Genomic DNA, 22,469 nt, shown 5'->3' on the forward strand with positions numbered 1-22,469 from the left:
GATGGGACAGCAAGGAGTGTTGTCATGAAGATCCGCAGGGTGGTTTGCAGCGTCCTTTTCATCATCGTCGGCCACGCCGCGTTCGCGGCGAATGTTCCACCGGTCACCAGCAGCGCTGCGACGGCGTTACCCGTGCTGTTGCCGGATGGACGGCCATACACTGATCCTGATCTATCCGCACGTGGGTTGCCTGAGGCGTCCGCGTTCAACCAAGGTGGCTATCCCGGCAGCGCGCTGCAGCTTTCGCCCGTGCGCAAACTGACCGACGAAGGCTGGCTGGCGGCGAGCGCGCATCGCGCGAGCGCGGCGCAGATCAACTTCCATCGCGCGCTGCGCATCAAGCCGAACGATCGTCGCCTGCTTTGGGCGGTGGGCTGGAGCATGATCAATCTCAACGACCCGGCGTGTGCGCTCGAAGCGTTCCAGCGCAATCTCTCGCTGCGTCCGCAGCAACGTCCGCAGTGGGTGCCGATGGCGATGGCGCTGACGTATACGGCGTCGGGCCAGCGTGACGTGGCCGTGGCCTGGTATCGCGCCGCGGCGCTCAGCGATCCGGTGCGCTTTGGCACTGACAACGCCACCCGCCGCAGCACGCTGCACTGGACCGCCAGCGAGCGCGCGCTGATCAGGCAATTGATCGGCTATGCATCGCAGGGCGATGGCCCCGAGAACAGCGAGCTGGCGTCGCGTTGACCGACCGGCGAAGCGGCGAGGTGTTGAGCTCGCCGCTTCAACCCATGCGCAGCAGCTTGCGCAAGGTCGGCAAGTTGCGTCGGCTCACTTCCGGCATCAGCTCGGTGCCGCCCAGTCGCGCCAGCACGCGGCCATCGGCGAGTGTTTTGAGGCCGAGCAGACGTTGCGCCGGCACCAGGCAATTGCGATGCAGGCGTATCAGGGTGTCCGGATAGGCCTCTTCCAGCTGGCGCAGCGACTCTTCCAGCAGCAGCTGGCCACCGCGGTGTTGCACCACCACGTACTTCTCTTCCGCCAGCAGGCAGACCACGTCGTCGAGCGCGACGCGCACCTGCTCGCCGCGCAAGCGCCCGTGCAGATAACCGCCGGTATCGCGCGGCGCCTGCTGCAGGCGCTGGCGTGCGCGCTGCAAGGCCTCGTTGAGCCGCTCGAGTCGGACCGGCTTCAGCAGATAGTCCACGGCGCCCAGGTCGAACGCGTGTAAGGCATGGCTTTCGTAGGCGGTGCAGAACACCACCAGCGGACGCTTGCTGCTTGCCAGTCGCTGCGCCAGTGCCGTGCCGCTCATGCCGGGCATGTTGATGTCCAGCAGCAGTACGTCCGGTTGCAGCTCGCCGAGCGCTTCGAGCGCGGCCTCGCCATCGGCCACGCTGCCGGCCACTTCGACGTCGTGGCATTCGCCCAGCAGCGCCGCGAGGCGGGCGCGTGCCAGGGGTTCGTCGTCAACGATAAGTACGCGCATGGGTTCGGTTCTATGCTTCCGGCAGCTGCAGGCGCACGATGAAACGCCCGCCTTCGGGGCCGGCGATGACGCGCGCGCGTGGACCATAACGATAGGCCACGCGGCGACGTACGTTGTCCAGGCCGTGGCCATGACCGCCGGGCGCCGGTTCGCTGGCCAGCGGGTTGTCGATTTCGATCAGGATGTCGCCGCGCTCGCGGCGGCCGCGCAGGATCACCTCGCCGCCTTCGCGCAAGGGCTGGATGCCATGACGCACGGCGTTCTCCACCAGCGGCTGCAGCAGCAGGCGCGGCAGTGGAAACGCATCGGGCAGATCGTCCAGCTCACGCCGTACGCGCAAGCGTTCGCCCAGGCGAAGCTGCTCGATGTCGAGGTAGCGATCGACCAGGCCCAGTTCCTCGCCCAGCGTGCCATCGCGCGTGCTGTGTTCGCCCAGGGCGGCGCGGAACAATTCGGAGAGATCCTCGACCGTGCGCTCGGCCGCGGCGGGATCCACTCGCACCAGCGCCGCCACGGTATTCATGCTGTTGAACAGGAAGTGCGGACGGATGCGCGCCTGCAACGCCGCCACCTGGGCCTGCGAGACCGCCTCGAGGCGGGTCTGCCACTGCGCGAGCAAGTAGAAATAGCGCAGCATCGCGGCGCCGAGCAGGGCGGCAATCACCGTGTTGTTGAGCACGAAGTCGCCGGTGCTGTCGCGCAGCAGGCTCATCTGCAGCAGGCCGTCCATCCAGTGCACCAGCGCGCTGCCGGCCATCACGATCACCACCATGGCCATCCATACGGCGGCATACGACGCATGACCCGGCAGGCGCAGAAACAGCGGACGCAGCTTGCACAAGGCGACGCCGATCACTACGGCCAGCCAGTCGGCAAACAACATGCCCACGCTGAAACCGCGCCAGCCGTGGCTGTTGTTGGGCGCCAGCCACATCACCGTGACCGTGACCGAGGCCATGATCAGCAGCGCGAAGATCACCGGGCCGCTGCAGAAATCAGGCAGCGGGCGATGTTCCGCGCGACTAGGTGCCGGTGGCGTGGTGGTGGACTCCCTCATGTGAAGGAGTATGCCGCATGCGTGGTCAGGCTACTTTGAGCGTCATCCCAGCCCACGCCGACAGCCGGCGGCCATCAGACGCCCAGGCGCACCGTCATCCACTGGCGCAGGTCGGCCACTTCCTCGCCGCACACGGAGTGCGGCATCGGATAGGTGTGCCAGCTGACCGAATAGCCCAGCGACTGCAGCAGATCGCGCGAGCTGACGCCGCGGGTCAGCGGCACGATCGGGTCGGCGGTGCCGTGGCCCCAGAACACCGAGGCGTGGCCGTTGGCGGGGCTGCGTTCGCTGGCAAAGGAGTCCTGCAACGGCAGGTAGGTGGACAGGGCGATGATGCCTGCCAGCGGCTGCGCGTGGCGCAGGCCGCCCGCCAGTGCGATGGCGCCGCCCTGCGAAAAGCCGGCCAGCAGGATGCGCGAGCTGGGCACGCCGCGCTCGTTCTCGCGGGCGATCAGCGCTTCGACGCTGGCGATGGAGGCCCGCATCCCGGTTTCGTCCTGGCGGGAAATCAGGTCGACCCCCACGATGTCGTACCAGGCGCGCATCGGCATGCCGCCATTGACCGTCACCGGTCGCACCGGCGCATGCGGAAAGACGAAGCGCAACGCCGGCCACTCCGGCGAGACCAGCTCCGGCACGATCGGGGCGAAGTCGTTGCCGTCGGCCCCCAGTCCGTGCAGCCAGATCACGCTATGGCCGGGGTTGGGAGCGGTTTCGATCTCGACAGTAGGGAGGGGCATGTTGTTCGCCGTGCTGGGTCTTTCAGGGGGATAGCATGCCTTGAAGACACGCAGGAGAACCTCACGGAACGCATGGCCCGCGGGGTTGGCCGACAAGGCGCCGACCAGAAGCCCGACATGGGCTTGGGGATAACCGGTAAGACTACCTGCCTAGGCGATCAGTTTGTACGGGACCATCGGCGCTTGTGCAGTCCGAAGGCTTGGCTATGCTCCGACGTTTTGACTGTGGAGCCATCCATGCGCCGAACGCTGTTCGCCGGCCTTGCCGCCCTTGCCACGCTGCCCGCGGCGGCCTTGTCGCCCCCGTCCTCCGGTGCGCAGCTGGATCTGGAAACCATCATGGCCAATCCCGACTGGATCGGCGCTGCGGTGGAACAGCCCTACTGGAGCGTGGACGGCTATAGCCTGTACTACTCGCTCAAGCGCGACGGCAGCAAGGTGCGCGACCTGTATCGCGTCGACGCCGCCGGTGGCCAGGCCACCAAGCTCGATCCCGCCGCCATGGCGCAGGCCGAAGGCCCGGCGGTCTACGACCGGGCGCACCGCCACGCTGCCTATGTGATGCACGGCGACGTGTTCATCGTCGATCTCACCACCGGCCGCCATGTGCAGGTGACCCGCTCGACCGAGGCGGAATCCGCGCCGCGCTTTTCCAGCGATGGCCGCAGCCTGCAGTACCGCCAGGCCAACAACTGGTTCGTCTACGACCTCGCCTCCGGCGTGAGCGCACCGGCTGCCGTGCTGCGCTTTGTCGACGATCCGCAGGCCAAGAAGCCCGACCAGCTCAAGGACATGCAGCTGGAGCTGTTCCGCTCGCTGCGTGAAAACAAGTCCGACAAGGACGCCTCGCGCGACAACGACGACGCACTGATCGCCGCCGATCCCGGCCGTGCACCCAAGCCCATCTATCTGGGCGAAGGCGGCGAACCGGCCGACACCGAACTGTCGCCGGACGGCCGCTGGATGGTGGTGGTGACCAAGCCCAAGGGCGCGAAGGAAGGCAAGCGTCCGGAAGTCACTCACTACGTGACCGACTCGGGTTACGCCGAGCAGCAGGAAGCGCGCGTCTACGTGGGCCGCAACGATCCCGCGCCGCAGTCGATGGTGCTGGTGGATCTGAAGTCCGCCAAGTTCTATCCGCTGAAGACCGACGGTCTCCCCGGCATCAAGGACGACCCGCTCAAGGACATCCGCGCCAAGACGGTGGCCGCGCTCGAGAAGGACGGCAAGGGTGATGAAGCCAAGGCGCTGAAGGCGCCGGAGATCCGCCCGGTGCGCATCGTCTCCAATGCCGACGACGGCGGCGGTGGCGGCATCGTGTGGAGCGACGACGGCCAGAACGTGGCCATCCAGCTGCGCGCGATCGACAACAAGGACCGCTGGATCGCCAGCGTGGACTTCGACAAGCACGCACTGGTCAACCAGCACCGCCTCACCGACAACGCCTGGATCAACTGGAACTTCAACGATTTCGGCTGGCTCAAGGATGGCCGCACGCTGTGGTATCTCAGCGAGGAAACCGGCTACTCGCAGCTCTATACCAAGTCGCCCGGCGGCAAGGCCAAGGCGCTCACCAGCGGCAAGTTCGAAGTGAGCCATCCCGCGCTGAGCCAGGACGGCCAGTGGTTCTACGTGCGCACCAACCAGGTCGCGCCATATAGCTATGACGTGTATCGCGTGCCCAGCGCCGGCGGCGAACTCGCCCGCCTGACGCAGGTGCAGGGCATGGACGATTTCGCGCTGTCTCCCGATGGTCGCCAGCTCGCCGTGCTGCATTCGGCGCCGTACACGCTGGCGCAGCTGGCCGTGCAAGGCGTCGACGGTGGCGCATCGCGCGAACTCACCAACACGATGAAGCCGGCCTTCACCGCGCATGCGTGGATCCAGCCGAAGATCATCGGCATTCCGTCGTCGCATGGCGCGGGCACGATCTGGGCCAAGTACTACGGCCCGGCGGATGAAGCCGCCGCCGCTTCGCGTCCCGCGGTGATCTTCGTGCACGGCGCGGGCTATCTGCAGAACGTCACGCTGTCCTACTCCAACTACTTCCGCGAACAGATGTTCCACAACCTGCTGGTGCAGCAGGGCTATGTGGTGCTCGATATGGACTACCGCGCTTCGGACGGCTATGGCCGCGCGTGGCGCACGGCGATCTATCGCCAGATGGGCCATCCGGAACTGGAAGACCTGCTGGATGGCAAGGCGTGGCTGGTGAAGAACCACGGCGTCGACACCAGGCGTGTGGGCATGTACGGCGGCAGCTACGGCGGCTTCATGACGCTGATGTCGCTGCTGCGCGCGCCAGGCGAATTCGCGGCTGGTTCTGCGCTGCGTCCGGTGACGGACTGGACCAGCTACAACCACGAATACACCTCCAACATCCTCAACGATCCCCAGCTCGATCCGGAGTCGTACCAGGTCAGCTCGCCGATCAATTTCGCCGACAAGCTGCAGGATCCGCTGTTGATGCAGCATGGTCTGATCGACGACAACGTGATGACCAGCGACACCATCCGCATGTATCAGCGCTTCATCGAGTTGCACAAGAACAACTTCTGGATGTCGTTGTATCCGATGGAGCGGCATGGCTTTACGCATGCGGACTCCTGGTACGACGAGTACCGGCGGATTGATGAGTTGTTCAATACGTATGTGAAGCCGGTGAAGCAGTAACGCGCTCTGCTCCCTCTCCCCGGCGGGGAGAGGGTTGGCGGCGTTGCCACCTTTACGGTGGTGAGGGGTCAACCTTGAGAAGCCGCTTCAACTGGAGCGGCTTTTTCTTTGGCTCGTCATCTCGGCGTTGGCCGGGAGCGCCTTTCAACACCCCCGGATGACGCGCCTTCCGGGCTGCGCGTGCGGGTTGCGGGGACCTCGAGAGCGGAGAGCCAAGAGCGGAGAGCCACATCAAGAGCCACGCAACGTCCGACGCTGCTGGGCCGCTCTCTTGTAGGAGCGCACTTGTGCGCGACCAGCCTACGGAGCGATGCACCCACACGCTGCGGTCGCGCACAAGTGCGCTCCTACAAAAGAGTTCGCGCGCGTGTGGGTGGCCAATTGATGGCTACGGGCGCTTCGTTGTGCGAGCGCACCCTGTGCGCGACAAACCTACGGAGCGGTACACCCAGGCGTGGCTGTCGCGCACAGGGTGCGCTCCCACAGGCAAGCGGCAAAGTGAGGACTCAGTGCGCTACTGCGCGCCTTGCGCCGCAAAATACCTCGCCGGCGGTTGGCCAAAACTCCGCCGGAACATCGCCACGAAGGCGCTCACGCTCGCATAGCCCAAGGCATCCGCTACCGCCGACACCGGTTCGCCGTCGGCCAAGCGTTCCAGGCCGTGGGTCAAACGTGCCAGCTGTCGCCACTGCGCAAAGCTCAACGCCGTTTCGCTGCGGAACAAGCGGCTGAGGCTGCGTGGCGACAGGCCGGCCCAGCCGGCCCACTCATCGAGGCCGCGGTTGTCGTTGGGGTTTTCCAGCAGCGCCACGGCGATGCGCAAGGCGCGGCGGTCCACCGGCATGGGCAGGTGCAAGGGTTCGCGTTGGGCGCGGCAGATTTCTTCCAGCAGCACGGTGGTCAGGCGCTCCTGGCTCTCGTCCAGCTGGGTTTCCCAGATCCAGGAGCTGGCGCGGCGCACCAGCGCGCGCATCAACTCGGTCACACCGATCACGCACGGATCGGCAGGCAGACAGCCGCATTCGGGCGGGGTTACGAACACGCCCCAGCCGGTCATCGGGCCGCTGAGGGTCACCGTGTGTTCCACGCCGGGCGGCATCCAGCCGGCGCGGTGCGGGGGGAGCAGCCAGGAACCCTGGGCCGTGCGCACGTGCACCAGTCCACTTTCCACGCAGTACAGCTGGCCGCGCAGATGGGAGTGCCAGCCGTACTCGCGGGTGCCGTCGTGGTACTCGCTGGCGGCTTCGCCCTCGGTCCAGTAGGCGATCACCGAGGGCCCATCGCGGCGCTCGATGAGCTCGTGGAAGCGGTTCTCGTCGTGCTCGCTGACATGGCCCATGGCTGATTCTCGACAAACTTTGACCAAATAACGCTAACAGTAATCACTCCGTCTGCCCAATCATGCTGGCCCGATCCCCACCGCTGCCGCCGCTCGCGGTGTCGAACGTGCCGACAGTCGCGGTTTGTCGAGCCCCTGCCAAAGCTCCTGCTTGATCCGGAGCTGTCACGCCCGCACGCCGATACACGTCTTGATTCAGCCAGCGCGGCGCCGCCCCGGCGTCCAAGGGAGCCGATCCATGTCGATGATTGCCGTACGCATGCCCACCGCCGAGACCGAGCCGCTCGAGGCGTTCGTGGCCTGTGCCCACCAGATGCTGGACCCCGACCTGCCCGAGGCCAGCCGGCGAGCCCTGGAGCCGAGGCTGGTCGCCCTGCTGCCGACCCTGCGGGCGCTGGGCGTGTTCGAGCTGTTCGAAGTGCGCCACCCGGCCCTGCGGACCTGGCTGGAGGATGAGCTGCGGGAGGGACCCCATTGAGGGCAGCTAGACCTTGTCCGGGCAAAATCTAACCAACACATCTTTGCCTTGACAAATATTATTCCGGCAATAAAATTGCCCTCCCATGACCTCCTCCCAAACCCCTTCCTACCCCCAGGACAGCATCGGCGTACTCGTCGGGCTGGTTCGCGGCGAGATCGTGCGCAAGCTGGAAGCCGAGATGCAGGCTGCGGGTATCGAGCTTCGTTTCACCCAGTTCCTGATCCTCAAGCGCCTGGCCTTGATGGGCCCGATGTCGGCCAGTGAACTGGCCCGCGCGGTGGAACTGGACGGCGGCGCGATGACGCGCCAGCTCGACCAGCTCGAAGGCAAAGGCCTGCTGCGCCGCCTGCCGCATGAACAGGACCGCCGCGCCCTGCGCATCGAGCTGACCCCGGCGGGAGACGACATGTGGCGGCAGATGACGCCATGCAACGAACACGTTCTGGATGCCGCCCAAAAGGCGCTGAACCCGACCGAGCGTGAGCAGTTGCGCGATTACCTGGTGCGCGTGCTGAACGCGCTCCGCGATATGAATTGACCCGCTTCTACTTTTGGAAACCTACGCCATGCGTCTGCAAATCCTTGCGGCAGCCACCGGCCTCTCACTCGCGCTGGCGGGATGCGTCAGCAGCGGCGGCCTGCACCCGGAAGGCACGCTGACCGACGCCTCGTCACTGAAGGCCGATCGCAGCCTGTCCGGCGCCACGCTCTCCCCCGCCGCCTGGCCGGCCAACGACTGGTGGACCGGTCTGGGCGATCCCCAGCTGAGCGCGCTGATCAGCGAAGCGCTGAAGGACAACCCGAGCCTCAGCGTGGCCGACGCGCGCGCCCGCCAGGCGCAGGCGCAGGCCGGTGCGGCCGATGCCGAGCGCGGCCCCAGCGTGACTGCCGGCGCCAACGTCATCGGTCAGCGTCTGCCGCTCACCGCCGCGCCGCCGGAACTGGGCGGCGGCAAGTTCACCTGGTTCAAGGACGCCCGCGCCAGTTTCAGCTGGGACCTGGATCTGTGGGGCGGCAAGCGCGCCGCCTGGGAAGCCGCCGTCGGCCAGCAGCATGCCGCTGAGATCGAACAGCAGGCTGCACGCATCGAGCTTTCCACCAATGTCGCGCGCGCCTATGTGCAGCTGTCCTACGCCTATGCGCAGCAGGATGTGGCGAAGGCCGAGCACGAGCGCGCCACGACCGCGCGCCAGCTGACCCAGCAACGCGTGTCCGCCGGTCTCGACAATCAGCTGCAGCTCAAGCAGAGCGAAACCGAAGTGGCCAACTCGGACCAGCAGCTGGCCGCGGCCAATCGCGCCATTGATGCGGCGCGTTCGTCGTTGGCGGTGCTGTTGGGCAAGGGGCCGGATCGCGGCCTCGATATCGGTCGTCCGCAGGCACTCAATCCTGCAGCGCTCGCTGTGCCGGCCGATGTGCCGACCGAACTGATCGGCCACCGCGCCGATCTCGTCTCCGCGCGCTGGCGCGTGGAATCGGCGGGCAAGGAGATCAAGGTCGCCAAGACCCAGTTCATGCCCAACGTCAGCCTCAGCGCGATGGCCGGCGTGGCGGCGTTCGGCAGCATCAATCCGCTGCAGTTGCCGGCGCGCTTCTACACGTTTGGTCCTTCGCTGAGCCTGCCGATTTTTGACGGTGGCCGTCTGCGTTCCAATCTGTCCGCCAAGGATGCGCAGTACGACGAAGCCGTGGCCCAGTACAACCAGACGCTGGTGCGCGCGGTGAACGAAGTGGCCGACGGCTACGACGCCGTGCAGTCCGCGCAGGAACAGGTCGCCGCCCAGCAGCGCGCGGTGGATGCCGGCACGCAGGCCTGGCAGCTCGCCGAGCAGCGCTTCAAGGCAGGCGTGGGCAGCTATCTCGAAGCGTTGATCGTGCGACAGCAGTTGCTGGTTGCGCAGCAGCGCCTCGCCGCCCTGCAGTCGCAGCAGGTCGACCTCTCCGTGCAGCTTATCCAGGCCCTCGGCGGCGGTTTCCGTCCGCAGGCGGGCCAGGCCGATGTGGCCGTCCAATCTTCCTCTGAACATTCGCTCTAAAGGCTATCCCCATGTCTAGCCAGAATCCGCTTGCGGCCGAGACCGCAGCCGCCCAACCCCCCAAGAGCCGTCGCGGTTTCCTGTTGAAGGGACTCGTCGCCGTGCTGGTGCTTGCCGCTGTCGGCTGGGGCGTGTGGTACTTCGTCGAAGGCCGTTGGTTTGAAGACACCGACGATGCCTACGTCAACGGCAACCTCGTGCAGATCACCCCGCAGGTGACCGGCACGGTCATCACCATCGGCGCCGACGACGGCGACCTGGTGCATGCCGGCGACGTGCTGGTGAAGCTCGATCCGGCCGATGCCGATGTCGCGCTGGAGCAGGCTCGCGCCAATCTTGCCGGCACCGTTCGCAAGGTGCGCGGCCTCTACAGCAACGTGAGCGGTGCCCAGTCCGAAGTGGCCGTGCGCAAGGTCGCGGTGGACAAGGCGCTGCAGGACTACAACCGTCGCCGCGATCTCGCCAAGTCCGGTGCCATCTCGGCCGAAGAGCTGTCGCACGCAATGGATGCGCTGACCACCGCGCAGAGCGCCCTGACCACCGCGCAACAGCAATTGCAGACCAACAAGGTGCTGGTGGATGACACCGTCGTCGCATCGCATCCGGACGTCCAGACGGCCGCTGCCAAAGTGCGCGCGGCTTATCTCGATGACGTGCGTACCTCGCTGCTTGCGCCGGTCGACGGCTACGTGGCCAAGCGCTCCGTGCAGCTCGGCCAGCGCCTGGCGCCGGGCACGCCGCTGATGGCGGTGGTGCCGCTGCACGGCGTGTGGATCGATGCCAACTTCAAGGAAACGCAGCTGGGCAATATGCGTATCGGCCAGCCGGTGGATATCCGGGCCGACGTGTATGGCGGCTCGGTCACCTACAAGGGCAAGGTCGAGAGCCTGGGCGTGGGCACCGGCAGTGCGTTCTCGCTGCTGCCGGCGCAGAACGCTACCGGCAACTGGATCAAGATCGTGCAGCGCGTACCGGTGCGCGTGTTCTTCACCGATCCCAAGCAGCTGGAAGAGCATCCGCTGCGCATCGGCCTGTCGACCAAGGTGTCGGTGAACCTGCACGACACCAGCGGCCCGCTGCTCGCCAAGCAGGCGCCGACGCAGCCGGCCTTCACCACCGATGTGTACAAGCAACAGCTGGCCAAGGCCGACGGCATGATCGCGGACATCATCCACGCGAACATGGCGGGTGAAGGTCAGAAGCAGTAAGTCGGTAGACATGGAGGCATAACGAGCCTCCATGTCCGCCTCTGTAGTGAAGCTCGTCATTCCGGCGCAGGCCGGAATCCAGTGACGTCAGTGCCGACATGTGCGGATATCTTCACGCCGTGTCGCAATTGGATTCCGGCCTGCGCCGGAATGACGGGCAAGAAAGCCGCGTGCGCCGTCGCAGTCGTGGATGGCGCGCCAACCCTTCATACCGCAGGTTATCCGTGCGATGAGCCAAAATTTCCAGCCGCGCAACCTTGCGTTGACGACCGTCGGTCTCTCGTTGGCCACCTTCATGCAGGTGCTCGACACGACGATCGCGAACGTGTCCTTGCCGACGATTGCCGGCAACCTCGGCGTAAGCGTCAACCAGAGCACCTGGGTGATCACCTCGTTCGCGGTGAGCACGGCTATTGCGTTGCCGTTGACCGGCTTTCTCACGCGCCGCTTCGGCGAGGTGAAGCTGTTCATCTGGTCGACGATGCTGTTTTCGCTCGCCTCTTTCCTGTGCGGCACTGCGCAGAGCATGCCGATGCTGATCCTGTTCCGCGCCATCCAGGGTGCGGTGGCCGGACCGATGTACCCGATCACGCAGAGTCTGCTGATCTCCATTTATCCACCAGCGAAACGAGGCATGGCGCTCGCGCTGCTGGCGATGGTGACGGTGGTCGCGCCTATTGCGGGTCCGATCCTCGGTGGCTGGATCACGGACAATTATTCGTGGCCGTGGATCTTCTTCATCAACGTGCCCATCGGCATCTTCGCCAGCATGGTGGTCGCCAACCAGATGAAGGGGCGCGTGGATGTCACCACGCGGCCCAAGATCGACTACGTGGGCCTGATCACGCTGATCATCGGCGTGGGTGCGCTGCAGATCGTGCTGGACAAGGGCAACGACGAGGACTGGTTCAACTCGACTTTCATCATCGTCACGGCGATCGTGTCGGCGATTGCGATTGCCGTCTTCCTGATCTGGGAACTCACCGACGACGAACCGATCGTCAACTTGAAGCTGCTGCGGCACCACAACTTCCGCACGGGCACGATCGCGCTGGTCCTGGCGTATGCGGCATTCTTCGCGATCGGCCTGCTGATACCACAGTGGCTTCAGCGCACGGTGGGCTACACGTCCACCTGGGCTGGCTTTGCCGCTGCACCGCTGGGCATCCTGCCAGTGATGTTGACCTTCATCGTCGGCAAGTATGCGTCGCGTACCGATATGCGCCTGTTGGCTTCGTGCGCGTTCCTGATCATGGGCGCCACCTGCTTCATGCGCTCCAATTTCTTCCTGCAGATCGACTTCATGCACGTCGCCGGCGTGCAGTTGTTCCAGGGTCTGGGCGTGGCGCTGTTCTTCATGCCGGTCACCACCATCCTGCTATCGGACCTGCGGCCGAACGAGATTGCCGCGGGCGGTGGCCTGGCCACCTTCCTGCGTACGCTGGGCGCCAGCTTTTCGGCTTCGCTGACGACCTTCCTTTGGGATCACCGCGCAATCGTGCATCACGCGCATCTCACCGAACACTTCACGCCGTACGACAACTCGGCGCAGGCGACGCTCAAAGCCGTGGGTGTGACGGGGCAGGCCAGCAATGGGTTGCTGGAGCAGTTGATCAATCAGCAGGCGTATCAGATTTCGTTCAATGAGGTGTTCCACATGCTGGGGTGGGTGTTTATCTGCCTGATTGGCGTGGTGTGGATGGCGCGGCCGCCGTTTGGGGCTAAGGCGGGGCCTGGGGCGGATCATTGATCGCTGGGTGTGTGGATTGGGTATGACGGAAGAGGTCGCAGTGATGCGGCCTCTTTTTTGATTTTGATCGTCATCTCGGCGCTGGCCGCGCTTTTCAACGGCCGAGTGGCTGGTCATCCAGAGCCTCGGTTTCTGGTTGTCGCGTTGCGGCCAGAGTGCCGCCTACGCGGCGGGCGTTTCGATCGGCTGCCGCCGCTCGAGTCACTTTTCTTTTGCTGGCCCAAAAGAAAAGTAACCCAAAGAAAATGGCCTGATAACGCCCGCAGCATCGTGTTGGGATAAGCCCGAACGCTCGAGGTGCGCTGTTGTGGGACAACCTCCGAGGGTACACAGGGGATACTTCCAAGCGCTGCGCAACGCGCCAGAATCGCTGAGGACTTAAAGCGGGGCCTCGCTGCGCTTTGGCTTCGGGCATCGCTCCGTCCCTTTGCCGCGCCTGGCGCTTGTCTGTGGGAGCGCACCCTGTGCGCGACAGCCACGCTGCGGTGTACCACTCCGTAGGTTTGTCGCGCACAGGGTGCGCTCCCACAAAAAGCCGAGCGGCAAGATTGATCCGCCATCCACGGACCTGCGTCCTCCCTTGTAGGAGCGCACTTGTGCGCGACCGCACCGCCTGGATGCACCGCTCGGTCGGCTGGTCGCGCGCAGGGTGCGCTCCGCTCTGCGGGCAGAGTCGGTTAGAGAGAGCAGTTTCGTGTTACTTGATCGAACACGATGCGGCGATCCATTCAGACGTCCAAACAACAGCAGCCCGTCATGGGCCGTTGTTGTTTCACTCCATCAAGGATTGAACGCGACGCCCACCAGCGCCATCGTTTCGCCGCGGTTGGAGCCCTTGATGCCGGCGTTGGAGACGTGGCGGATCTGGAAGGTCCAGTGGTCGCCTTCCCAGCCGACGGAATTGACGAATTCGCCGCCGCTGCTGAGTGCCAGCGTGCGGCCGCCCTGGGCGGCGATCTCGGAGGTCCAGAACAGGTGGTGGTACCAGTCGTCGCCGTTGCCGTAGCGCATGCGCACGCCGCCACCGAGCAGCCATACGTCATCGGAAACGGCGTTGCCGTACTTGGAGACATTGCGGCCATTGATAAAGCCCAGGGAGGCGGCTGGCGCCCACGAGAATCGGCTGTTGCCGAAGGCGTGTTCGCCCCAGATGCTTTCGATCCACGCCGTATTGGTCCAGTAACTGTCTGAGTAGCTTCGGCCGCCGCTGATTTCGATACGGGGGTCGGCCAGGGTCGTAGCGGAAATGCCCATCAGGGCCAGCGCAACCGCACTGCGCAGGAGGGGATGTCGCATGGTCTTTCTTCTTTGACTTTGGGGGAGGAGTTTGTGCACCGCTAAGTTTAATAACTTATTGGACCGACCGGTACTGGAAATAGGTCGAATCGAGACAACACAGCGTTGCCTGGGCGGCACGAGTGGCCGGCATCCTTCGCGGTCACGGGGTCAGCTTGTCTCAAGCGGCGTGAAGCGCACGCGGAGAACACCGTAAAACTACGGCGATACCAAGGTAGGGGTTGGGCCTCCCGGCCGGTCCTGGTGGCTTAAAGCAGGACGCCGTCCACCGGCTGCAGCGGCGCTGGCAGGTCGCGCTGACCCAGCAATTCGCCCAGGCCGATTTCGACCGTGCGGCACATCGCATCCAGGGCCAGGTCGTTGGGCAGGCGGTCGAAGGGATTCTCGATCTGGTCACCCAGTGCATCGAGCCCGAAGAAGGTGTACGAGAGCACGCCGACCATCAGTGGTGTCACCCAGCCCACGCTGCTGATCAGGCAGAACGGCAGCAGCAGGCAGTACACATAGACCGTTCGATGCAGGAGCAGGATGTAGGCGAGCGGGATAGGTGTGCCCTGGATGCGCTCGCAACCGCCCAGCACATAGGACAGGCGCGTCACCTGCGCATCGATGTTGGCCAGCAGCATGGGATCGAGCCGGTGCTCCCGATGCAGCTGCGCATAGTCCTGAGCGATGAGTGCGAGCAGCACGTTCGGCGGATTGGGCCGGCCGGCCAGCGCGGCGGCCTCCTCCGGCGTCAGCCAGCGAGACACCTCGTCGCCCGGCGCGGTACCGCGTAGCTGATGACGCAGCGCGTGGGCGAAGGCAATCAGTCGATGCACCATGCGTTCGCGTTCCGACGCCGTGAGGCTGTCGGGCAGGCTCACCGTCTGGCGGGCGAGATTGCGCACCACGATCAGCAACTCACCCCACAGCGTGCGCGCCTCCCACCAGCGTTCGTAGGCCACCGTGTTGCGAAAGCCCAGGAAGATCGCCAGCGTCAGTCCCATCAGTGTCAGCGGGATGGCCCCCAGCTCCACCCCGGTATGCGGCAGGTGTCGTTCCAGCAGCACCACCGCCCCGGCCAGCAGCACCATGCCCAGCACGCGCTTCCAGATCACCGGGATGATCGATCCGCGCAGGGTGAACAGCATCAATCGAAGCGAGCGATGCGGGGGATGGATGACCATGGGAACGGCGCGGCGGGGGGATGGAGAAATTTTACCGCGCAGCGGCGGCCTTCTCCTCCGGTGTTGACCTTTATTTATTACCCGGGCAATATTCGCGTTCTCTTTTATACCCGGACAAAACAGTGGCGGATCTCGGTACCTGCATTGCCTTCGACGGCCACCGCCGCATTGCCGCCGGTTCGCTGGCGGACGTCGCCGTGGCGACCAAGCAGGCCGTCGATGCCGGGGCCAACGGACCGGTGCTGATCTTCGACGAACGCGATGGCCGCCCGCTGGAGCTCGACCTGCGCGGGACGATCGCCGACGTCGTCGCCCGCCTCCCCTCGCCGCCTCACGACGCCGAACTCGCGCCGCGCGGCCCCGGTCGACCGAAGCTAGGCGTGGTTGCGCGCGAGGTCACCCTGTTGCCGCGCCATTGGGATTGGCTGGCCAGCCAGCCAGGCGGTGCATCGGCCAGCCTGCGGCGACTGGTCGACGAGGCGCGTCGCAACCACGCCGAGCGCGATGCGGCCCGTCTGGCGGGTGAAGCGGTCGATCGCTTCATGAGCGCGATGGCGGGTAATCTCCCGGGTTATGAAGAAGCCTCGCGCGCATTCTGGCGAAAGGAGCGCGAGCGTTTCATGCAGGTGACGGATGCATGGCCCGCCGATGTGCGCGAGCATGTGCGGCGTCTGGCCACGCGTGCATGGCAAGCCAGCGTCGCCGACTGATCTCCCCTCCCCATCGCGGAATGATTCGATGTCATCTCTTGCTGCAAAGCAGCCCCTGCTTATCGAAGGACCGATTGCCAAGACGCTGCTGATGTTCGCGTTGCCCATCTTGGGCAGCACGGTGCTGCAGTCGCTCAATGGCTCCGTCAATGCGATGTGGATCGGCCACTACCTGGGCGAGGCCGCGCTCACGGCGGTGAGCAACGCGAACCTGATCCTGTTCCTGCTGCTGGGCGCGGTGTTCGGCCTGAGCATGGCCTGCACCATCCTGATCGGCCAGAGCCTGGGCGCGCGCAACATGCTCGAGGCCAAGCGTGTGGTCGGCACCGGTGTGACGTTCTTCGTCTCGGTCTCCATCATCGTGGCCATCGCCGGTTACTTCGGCACGCCGTGGATGCTCAACGCGCTCAATACGCCGGTCGATGCACAGGCGTTCGCGGTGCCTTACCTGCGCATCATCTTCATCGCCGTGCCGTCGATGTACTTCTACGCCTTCCTGATGATGACGCTGCGCGGCGCGGGCGATTCGCGCACGCCGTTCTTCTTCATGGCGTTGTCGGTGCTGATGGACATCGTACTCAACCCGCTGCTGATCTTTGGCGTAGGGCCGTTCCCGCGGATGGGCATCGCCGGCTCGGCCACTTCGACCTTGATTGCGCAGTCGGTGGCGCTGGTCGCCTTGCTGGTCACGCTGTACCGGCGCAAGCATTTCCTGCGCCTCACGCGCAGCGAGCTGGGGTATCTGAAGCCCGATATGGAGATCCTGCGCTCGCTGGTGTTCAAGGGCCTGCCGATGGGCCTGCAGATGATCGTGATCTCCAGCTCCGCGATGATCATGATCCACATGGTGAACAACTACGGCTCCAAGACCACCGCCGCGTACGGCGCAGCGACGCAGCTGTGGACCTATGTGCAGATGCCGGCCATGGCGATCGGCGCGGCGGTGTCGTCGATGGCGGCACAGAACGTGGGCGCAAAACTGTGGGACCGCGTAAGCCGCATCACCAAGGTGGGCGTGCTCTACAACTTCCTCTTGAGCGGCATGCTCATTGCGCTGATCTATCTGTTCAACCACGCCGCACTTGGCATGTTCCTGCCCAACGACGGTGAGGCGCTGGCGCTGGCGCAGCATCTCAACAGCATCGCGGTGTGGTCGTTCATGTTCTTCGGCGTGACCTTCGTGCTGTTCGGCGTGGTGCGCTCCACCGGCGCCGTGGTGCCGCCGCTGGTGATTTTGTTTATCTCGATGTGGCTGTTCCGCCCGCCGTTTGCACTGGCGCTGGCGCCGCGGCTGGGCGCCGATTCGATCTGGTGGAGTTTCCCGCTGGGCTCGCTGGCCTCGATGCTGATGGCGATGGGCTACTACAAGTGGGGCGGCTGGCGTCGCGCACGCATGTTGGCCACGCCGATCGACAAGGCCGGCCTGGACAAAGCCGGCGAAGAAGCCGCCGTGGCGGGCCAGCAGGCACCCACGACCGGCCAAGGCGTGCCCGCTTCAGCGGAATAATCTGTCTCGCCCTGCGCTTGGATGCGCGCAGGGTGAACCAGGTTTCACACATTGCCACGTACCTGTCATCCGGGCTGCCTAGGGTGTCCCGATGACTCGCATGAACCTCTCGCGCCGGCAGTTTCTGCGCGGCATGGTCGATATGGTCGGCGCCGCCACGGCTGCCGAACTGGGCTTGCTCGCCTGGTCCTCGCCCGCCATCGGCGACGAGAAGATGGCGCGCATGGCCATGCCGCAGCTCGCCGCGCCCAAGGTGCCGCTGGTGAACCCGGTGACCCTGGCGCGCTTCGTGGACCCCTTGCCGCTGCCTGCCATCGCCAAGCCGACGGGGCAGCGGGCGCATCCCGCTTATCCAGGCAAGCAACTGCCGTTCTATCGGATGGAGATGCGCGCATTCAAGACGCAGCTGCATCGCGATCTGCCGCCCACGCCCATGTGGGGTTACGAGGGTTCGTTCCCGGGGCCGACCTTGCTGGCCCGGCGCAATGAGCCCTTGTTGATTGAATGGGCCAACGCGCTTCCCGAAAAACATTTCCTTCCCATCGACCACACTATTCACGGCGCCGAGCGCGACAAGCCGCAGGTGCGCACCGTGACGCACGTGCACGGTGCGCGTGTGCCGCCCTCAAGTGATGGTTATCCGGAAGAGTGGTTCGTACCGGGCCATGCAAGCGTGTCGCACTATCCCAACACGCAGGATGCCGCCACCCTCTGGTACCACGATCACGCGATGGGGATCACGCGCCTCAATATCTACGCGGGACTGCTTGGTGCGTATCTCATCCGGGGCGATGCGGAGTCGTCACTGCAACTCCCCCGTGGCGAATGCGATCTGCCGCTGATCCTTTGCGACCGACTTATCGCAAAGGACGGACAGCTCTATTACCCCGTTTCCGATGATCCGGATGCGCCGTGGGTGTCCGAGTGCCATGGCAACGCCATCCTGTGCAATGGCAAGTTGTACCCGTACTTCGAGGTCGAGCCGCGCCGCTATCGCTTGCGACTCGTCAACGCAGCCAATACCCGCTTCTACGAGATGTCGTTGTCCGGCGGGCTGACGTTTACGCAGATCGCCAGTGATCAAGGCCTGCTGGCGGCGCCTGTGCCGCGTCAGCGCGTCACGCTCTATCCAGCCGAACGCGCCGATGTGGTGATCGACTTCACCGGCATGGATGGCAAGCAAGTACAGCTGCGCCAGCAGGCGGAAGCGATCATGGAGTTTCGCGTGCGCGACAAGGGGCGCCGGGACGCTGGCGTGATGCCGACCAGGCTACGCACGATCGAGCGCCTTGCCGTGGCGAGCGCCGTGCGCGATCGCGTGCTGACGCTGGGCGAACAGGACGATGCCGGTGGCAGCCCGATGATGATGATGCTCAACGGCAAGCATTGGTCCGCTCCGATCACCGAAGACCCGCGGCAGAACACCACCGAAATCTGGAGCATGGTGAACCTCACCGGCGATGCGCATCCGATGCATCTGCATCTGGTGCGCTTTCAGGTGTTGGAGCGCCGGCCGTTCGATCTTTTCGCGTGGAACGAAAGCAAGACGCTCAAGTACACGGGGCCGGCGATACCGCCTGGGCCCGAGGAGATGGGGTGGAAGGATACGGTGCGTGCGGATCCGGGGATGGTGACGCGGATCATCGCGAGGTTCGAGGGTGAACCTGGGCGTTATGTGTGGCATTGCCATCTGCTGGAGCATGAGGACAATGAAATGATGAGGCCGTTTCAGTTGTTGCCGGGGTGACGCCTGGTAGATGGCCAAGAGCCACGCAGCTCGTGGTTGCCGGGCCGCTCTCTGTAGGAGCGCACTTGTGCGCGACCAGCCTACGGAGCGGTACACCCAAACGCCGCGGTCGCGCACAAGGTGCGCTCCCACAGCCAAGCCGCCGCGCTGGCGATCACGCGCAAGTCAGGGGCGCAACTCGAACGTGGCGAAGCACCCAATCCTGCGATATCTCAAACCAATAAGACGTCCAAACGTGCGCCATCGCACGATCTAATCGATCCATCGCAAAGGCAATTTCTTGCTGATGCGCAATCGTCTCGCAGCGGCAAGCGCCCGCAAGCCAACGTGTACAGGCCATCGCAGCCTCCATTGACACGCAAGCCCTTGCGACGTCTCCCCACTGTCATCTAACCGGAAATTCCTGTCGCAAAAGCGCCAAGGGTCCGTCATCTGTGCGGACGAGACTCGCCCCCGGCTGGCGCCGCCAAAGGTTGCGAACAGGTGCCAGCTAATCAGGGGGAACACCGGCGCAGCCTTCGTTCAGAAGCTGCTGGAGATCGAAGTCATGTCCATGACGCACGTTCGCAAGCGGCTGTTGCCGTTTGTCATTGGTACGCTTTCCGTCGGCCTTGCCGGCGTGGTGAGCGCCCAGAGCAACTCCACCGATCAGAATGCTGTTTCGACCAGTCAGGCTCCCGCCACTGGCGTCACCGTGCTGCACCGGCCGGGCGGCGACGACAGCAACGACGATCGCACCAATACACCCATCAAGCATGTGATCCTGCTGATCGGTGAAAACCGCACGTTCGATCACGTCTACGCCACGTACACGCCGCCGAAGGGACAGAGCGTGCACAACCTGCTGTCCGAAGGCATCGTCAATGCCGACGGCACGCCGGGCCCGAATGTCGCCGCTGCCAGGCAGTGGCAGGCGACCAGCACCGGCAAGTTTGCGCTGGCGCCCAAGCACACCACCGCGTACGCCACGCTGCCGTTGATGAATACCGGCGGTGCGCCCACGCAGGCACCGTTTGCTTCAGCCGCGCAGGCACAGGCCATCGAGCCGGCACTCCCGTCCGATGCGTACGGCGAACTCGCCGCCGGCGGCACCGGCCTGCCCAACGACGTGGTCGACACGCGCTTCCCGTCGCAGCTGGCCAACGCGCCCGTCGATATGCACGCATCGATCAGCTACGACGATTACGCCAATAGCCCGGTGCATCGCTTCTTCCAGATGTGGCAGCAGATGGACTGCGATGTCCACGCAGGCACCGCGAAGAATCCCAGCGGTTGTCGCATGGACTTGTTCCCGTGGGTGGAAACCACGATCGGTGCCGGCACCAATGGCAAGACGCAGCCGGCCGGTTTCGACGACCAGACCACGGGCGAAGGTTCCACCGCGATGCAGTTCCTCAACATCGCCAAGGGTGACGCGCCCTATTTCGCCGAGCTCGCCCGCACCTATACGCTGAGCGACAACTTCCACCAGTCGGTGATGGGCGGCACGGGCGCCAACCACATCATGCTGGGCTTCGGTGACCTGATCTATTACGCCGATGGCAATGGCGACCCCGCCACGCCGCCGTCGAACCAGATCGAGAATCCGGACGCGCAGGCGGGCACCAACAACTGGTATGTGCAGGACGGCTACAGCGGCGGTTCCTACGTCAACTGCGCGGACGACACGCAGCCCGGCGTGGGCGTCGTGAAGGACTATCTGAAGTCCCTGCCGTATCGCACTTTCCACGGCACCGACTGCAAGAAGAACGCCTATTACCTGGTGAACAACTACAACCCGGGCTACCTCGGCGACGGCACGCCGGCACCGCTGGGCGCGCAGCAGTTCACCATCCCGCCGACGCGTCAGGACAACCTCGCGCTGTTGCTGAATCGCCATCACGTGTCGTGGAAGTACTACGGCGAAGGCTATGCCAGCGGCAAGGAGAACGGCGAAGCGGGCACGTTCTGCAATATCTGCGATCCGTTCCTGTACTCCACGCAGGTCATGACCAATCCCAAGCTGCGTGCGAACAACCAGGACATCACCGATCTCTACAACGACATCCAGAACGACACGCTGCCGGCGGTTTCCATCGCCAAGCCGGACGGCATCCTGGACGGCCACCCGGCCTCGTCCAAGCTGGATCTGTTCGAAGGCTACGTGAAGAAGATCGTCGAGCTCGCCAAGGCCAACCCGAAGGTGTGGAACGACACCGTGATCATGGTGACCTTTGACGAAGGCGGCGGCTATTACGATTCGGGTTATGTGCAGCCGATCGACTTCTTCGGCGACGGCACGCGCATCCCGATGCTGGTGATCTCGCGCTACTCCGAAGGCGGCCGCGTGGTGCACACGTACTACGACCATGTGTCCTTCGACAAATTCGTCGAAGCCAACTGGGGCCTGCGCGAGACCATTTCCCATCGCAGTCGCGACAACCTGCCCAACCCGGTGTCGCTGCCCAACAATCCGTATGTGCCACTCAATGCGCCGGCCATCGGCAACTTGATGAACATGTTCTCGTTCGGCAGCGATGGCCGTGGCCACGGCTACGCAGCAGCTGAAACACAGGACTGATGCAATAGCACGGACCGGACCCTGCCCGCGAAAGCGGGTGGGGTCTTTCGTGCGTTGGAGGTACTGCCGACTATGAATCCTTCAAGTTCCGCCGCAGACGGCCGTCGCGGTCACGCGGTGTCGCGCTTCGTCGCGATCCTGGTGTTGCTGGGTGCGGCGTTCATCGGCGAACCGGGCCATGCCGACCCCGGCGACTTTCAGGCGATGCCGGGACTTTGGAAGATCACCACGCGTGTCTTCGATCACGGCAAGCAAGGCGAGCCACAGGTGAGCTGGCATTGCGTGGACGAAGGCCCGGATCCGTGGGTGGAATTTGCCCAGCTACCCGTGCCTGGTTATGGCCAGTGCGAACGCGTCGACCAGCATCGCAGCAGTACGGCGCTCAGTTGGTCGTTACAGTGTTCGGGTTTGACGGATGCTGCGCGAGGGCGGGTGAAGTTTGATTCCGCGGAGCACTACACGGCGAGTGTGAGTTTTGGCGGGAAGGATGTAGCGCAGGTTGAGGGGGCCAGGGTGGCGGCGTGTACGAGTCCGAAGGATTGATCTCGCCTTGGCAGGACCTGCTTGTCTGTGGAAGCGGACCCTGTGCGCGACAAACCGACGGAGCGGTACACCCCAGCGTGGCTGTCGCGCACAGGGTGCGCTCCCACAAAATGACGATCCCCACCTCTCCGACGCGACCCGGGAGCGAGCGAAACCCATGTAGGAGCGCACTTGTGCGCGACCGCAGCGCGTGGGTGTACAGCTCCGTTGGCCGGTCG

18 protein-coding genes are annotated in these 22,469 nt (G+C 64.7%); 12 read left to right on the top strand and 6 right to left on the bottom strand.

Annotated elements, in window-relative coordinates; translation table 11 throughout:
• Nucleotides 1–24 precede the first annotated feature (24 nt).
• A complete protein-coding gene (locus AC1DKY_RS00835; protein ID WP_441601857.1) occupies nucleotides 25–693 on the top strand; it encodes a tetratricopeptide repeat protein in 669 nt (222 codons plus the stop codon).
• A gap of 37 nt (nucleotides 694–730) precedes the next feature.
• On the opposite strand, the gene AC1DKY_RS00840 is transcribed toward AC1DKY_RS00835, so the two are convergent.
• The 3 genes from AC1DKY_RS00840 to AC1DKY_RS00850 all read right to left on the bottom strand — a co-directional run bounded on the left by AC1DKY_RS00840 (nucleotide 731) and on the right by AC1DKY_RS00850 (nucleotide 3,232).
• Nucleotides 731–1,435 carry a LytR/AlgR family response regulator transcription factor gene (locus AC1DKY_RS00840; RefSeq protein ID WP_441601858.1) on the bottom strand — a complete coding sequence of 235 codons (705 nt, stop codon included), beginning with the start codon at nucleotides 1,433–1,435 and terminating at the stop codon, nucleotides 731–733.
• Between the two features lie 10 nt (nucleotides 1,436–1,445).
• Nucleotides 1,446–2,492 carry a sensor histidine kinase gene (locus tag AC1DKY_RS00845; protein ID WP_441601859.1) on the bottom strand — a complete coding sequence of 349 codons (1,047 nt, stop codon included), beginning with the start codon at nucleotides 2,490–2,492 and terminating at the stop codon, nucleotides 1,446–1,448.
• A gap of 74 nt (nucleotides 2,493–2,566) precedes the next feature.
• The gene (locus AC1DKY_RS00850) at nucleotides 2,567–3,232 is read right to left on the bottom strand and encodes an alpha/beta hydrolase (protein ID WP_441601860.1); all 666 of its coding nucleotides are present in this window, start codon (nucleotides 3,230–3,232) and stop codon (nucleotides 2,567–2,569) included.
• A gap of 237 nt (nucleotides 3,233–3,469) precedes the next feature.
• Between AC1DKY_RS00850 and AC1DKY_RS00855 the strand changes: the two genes are divergently transcribed.
• Complete coding sequence (locus tag AC1DKY_RS00855; RefSeq protein ID WP_441601861.1) at nucleotides 3,470–5,905, top strand: S9 family peptidase; 2,436 nt, start codon at nucleotides 3,470–3,472, stop codon at nucleotides 5,903–5,905.
• 514 nt (nucleotides 5,906–6,419) lie between these two features.
• Here AC1DKY_RS00855 and AC1DKY_RS00860 read toward each other — a convergent pair.
• Nucleotides 6,420–7,244 (bottom strand): AraC family transcriptional regulator, encoded by an 825-nt coding sequence (locus AC1DKY_RS00860; protein ID WP_441601862.1) that lies wholly within the window; start codon nucleotides 7,242–7,244, stop codon nucleotides 6,420–6,422.
• Nucleotides 7,245–7,482: 238 nt separating this feature from the next.
• Between AC1DKY_RS00860 and AC1DKY_RS00865 the strand changes: the two genes are divergently transcribed.
• From AC1DKY_RS00865 to AC1DKY_RS00885, 5 genes are all read left to right on the top strand, one after another.
• Entirely contained in the window at nucleotides 7,483–7,722 is a 240-nt protein-coding gene (locus AC1DKY_RS00865; protein ID WP_441601863.1) for a hypothetical protein, read from the top strand.
• 85 nt (nucleotides 7,723–7,807) lie between these two features.
• Nucleotides 7,808–8,263, top strand: a complete 456-nt coding sequence (locus AC1DKY_RS00870; RefSeq protein ID WP_441601864.1) for a MarR family winged helix-turn-helix transcriptional regulator — start codon at nucleotides 7,808–7,810, stop codon at nucleotides 8,261–8,263.
• Nucleotides 8,264–8,291: 28 nt separating this feature from the next.
• Nucleotides 8,292–9,761, top strand: a complete 1,470-nt coding sequence (locus AC1DKY_RS00875; RefSeq protein WP_441601865.1) for an efflux transporter outer membrane subunit — start codon at nucleotides 8,292–8,294, stop codon at nucleotides 9,759–9,761.
• An 11-nt stretch (nucleotides 9,762–9,772) separates the two neighbouring features.
• On the top strand, nucleotides 9,773–10,969 hold the full coding sequence (locus AC1DKY_RS00880) for an HlyD family secretion protein (RefSeq protein WP_441601866.1): 1,197 nt from the start codon (nucleotides 9,773–9,775) through the stop codon (nucleotides 10,967–10,969).
• Nucleotides 10,970–11,198: 229 nt separating this feature from the next.
• Nucleotides 11,199–12,719 carry a DHA2 family efflux MFS transporter permease subunit gene (locus AC1DKY_RS00885; protein WP_441601867.1) on the top strand — a complete coding sequence of 507 codons (1,521 nt, stop codon included), beginning with the start codon at nucleotides 11,199–11,201 and terminating at the stop codon, nucleotides 12,717–12,719.
• Between the two features lie 780 nt (nucleotides 12,720–13,499).
• On the opposite strand, the gene AC1DKY_RS00890 is transcribed toward AC1DKY_RS00885, so the two are convergent.
• Nucleotides 13,500–14,015 carry a lipid A 3-O-deacylase gene (locus AC1DKY_RS00890; protein WP_441601868.1) on the bottom strand — a complete coding sequence of 172 codons (516 nt, stop codon included), beginning with the start codon at nucleotides 14,013–14,015 and terminating at the stop codon, nucleotides 13,500–13,502.
• Nucleotides 14,016–14,263: 248 nt separating this feature from the next.
• Nucleotides 14,264–15,184, bottom strand: a complete 921-nt coding sequence (locus tag AC1DKY_RS00895; RefSeq protein WP_441601869.1) for a bestrophin family protein — start codon at nucleotides 15,182–15,184, stop codon at nucleotides 14,264–14,266.
• A gap of 122 nt (nucleotides 15,185–15,306) precedes the next feature.
• On the opposite strand from AC1DKY_RS00895, the gene AC1DKY_RS00900 reads away from it, so the two are divergent.
• The 5 genes from AC1DKY_RS00900 to AC1DKY_RS00920 all read left to right on the top strand — a co-directional run bounded on the left by AC1DKY_RS00900 (nucleotide 15,307) and on the right by AC1DKY_RS00920 (nucleotide 22,251).
• Nucleotides 15,307–15,894 (top strand): DUF2239 family protein, encoded by a 588-nt coding sequence (locus AC1DKY_RS00900; RefSeq protein ID WP_441601870.1) that lies wholly within the window; start codon nucleotides 15,307–15,309, stop codon nucleotides 15,892–15,894.
• A 28-nt stretch (nucleotides 15,895–15,922) separates the two neighbouring features.
• Nucleotides 15,923–17,401 (top strand): MATE family efflux transporter, encoded by a 1,479-nt coding sequence (locus tag AC1DKY_RS00905; RefSeq protein ID WP_441601871.1) that lies wholly within the window; start codon nucleotides 15,923–15,925, stop codon nucleotides 17,399–17,401.
• Nucleotides 17,402–17,492: 91 nt separating this feature from the next.
• Nucleotides 17,493–19,148: a multicopper oxidase family protein gene (locus AC1DKY_RS00910; RefSeq protein ID WP_441601872.1), complete on the top strand. Its 1,656-nt coding sequence runs from the start codon at nucleotides 17,493–17,495 to the stop codon at nucleotides 19,146–19,148.
• A 547-nt stretch (nucleotides 19,149–19,695) separates the two neighbouring features.
• Complete coding sequence (locus AC1DKY_RS00915; protein WP_441601873.1) at nucleotides 19,696–21,708, top strand: alkaline phosphatase family protein; 2,013 nt, start codon at nucleotides 19,696–19,698, stop codon at nucleotides 21,706–21,708.
• A gap of 72 nt (nucleotides 21,709–21,780) precedes the next feature.
• Nucleotides 21,781–22,251 carry a DUF3617 domain-containing protein gene (locus tag AC1DKY_RS00920; protein WP_441601874.1) on the top strand — a complete coding sequence of 157 codons (471 nt, stop codon included), beginning with the start codon at nucleotides 21,781–21,783 and terminating at the stop codon, nucleotides 22,249–22,251.
• Nucleotides 22,252–22,469: the final 218 nt, after the last annotated feature.

Source organism: Dyella sp. 01N448 (assembly GCF_056399225.1).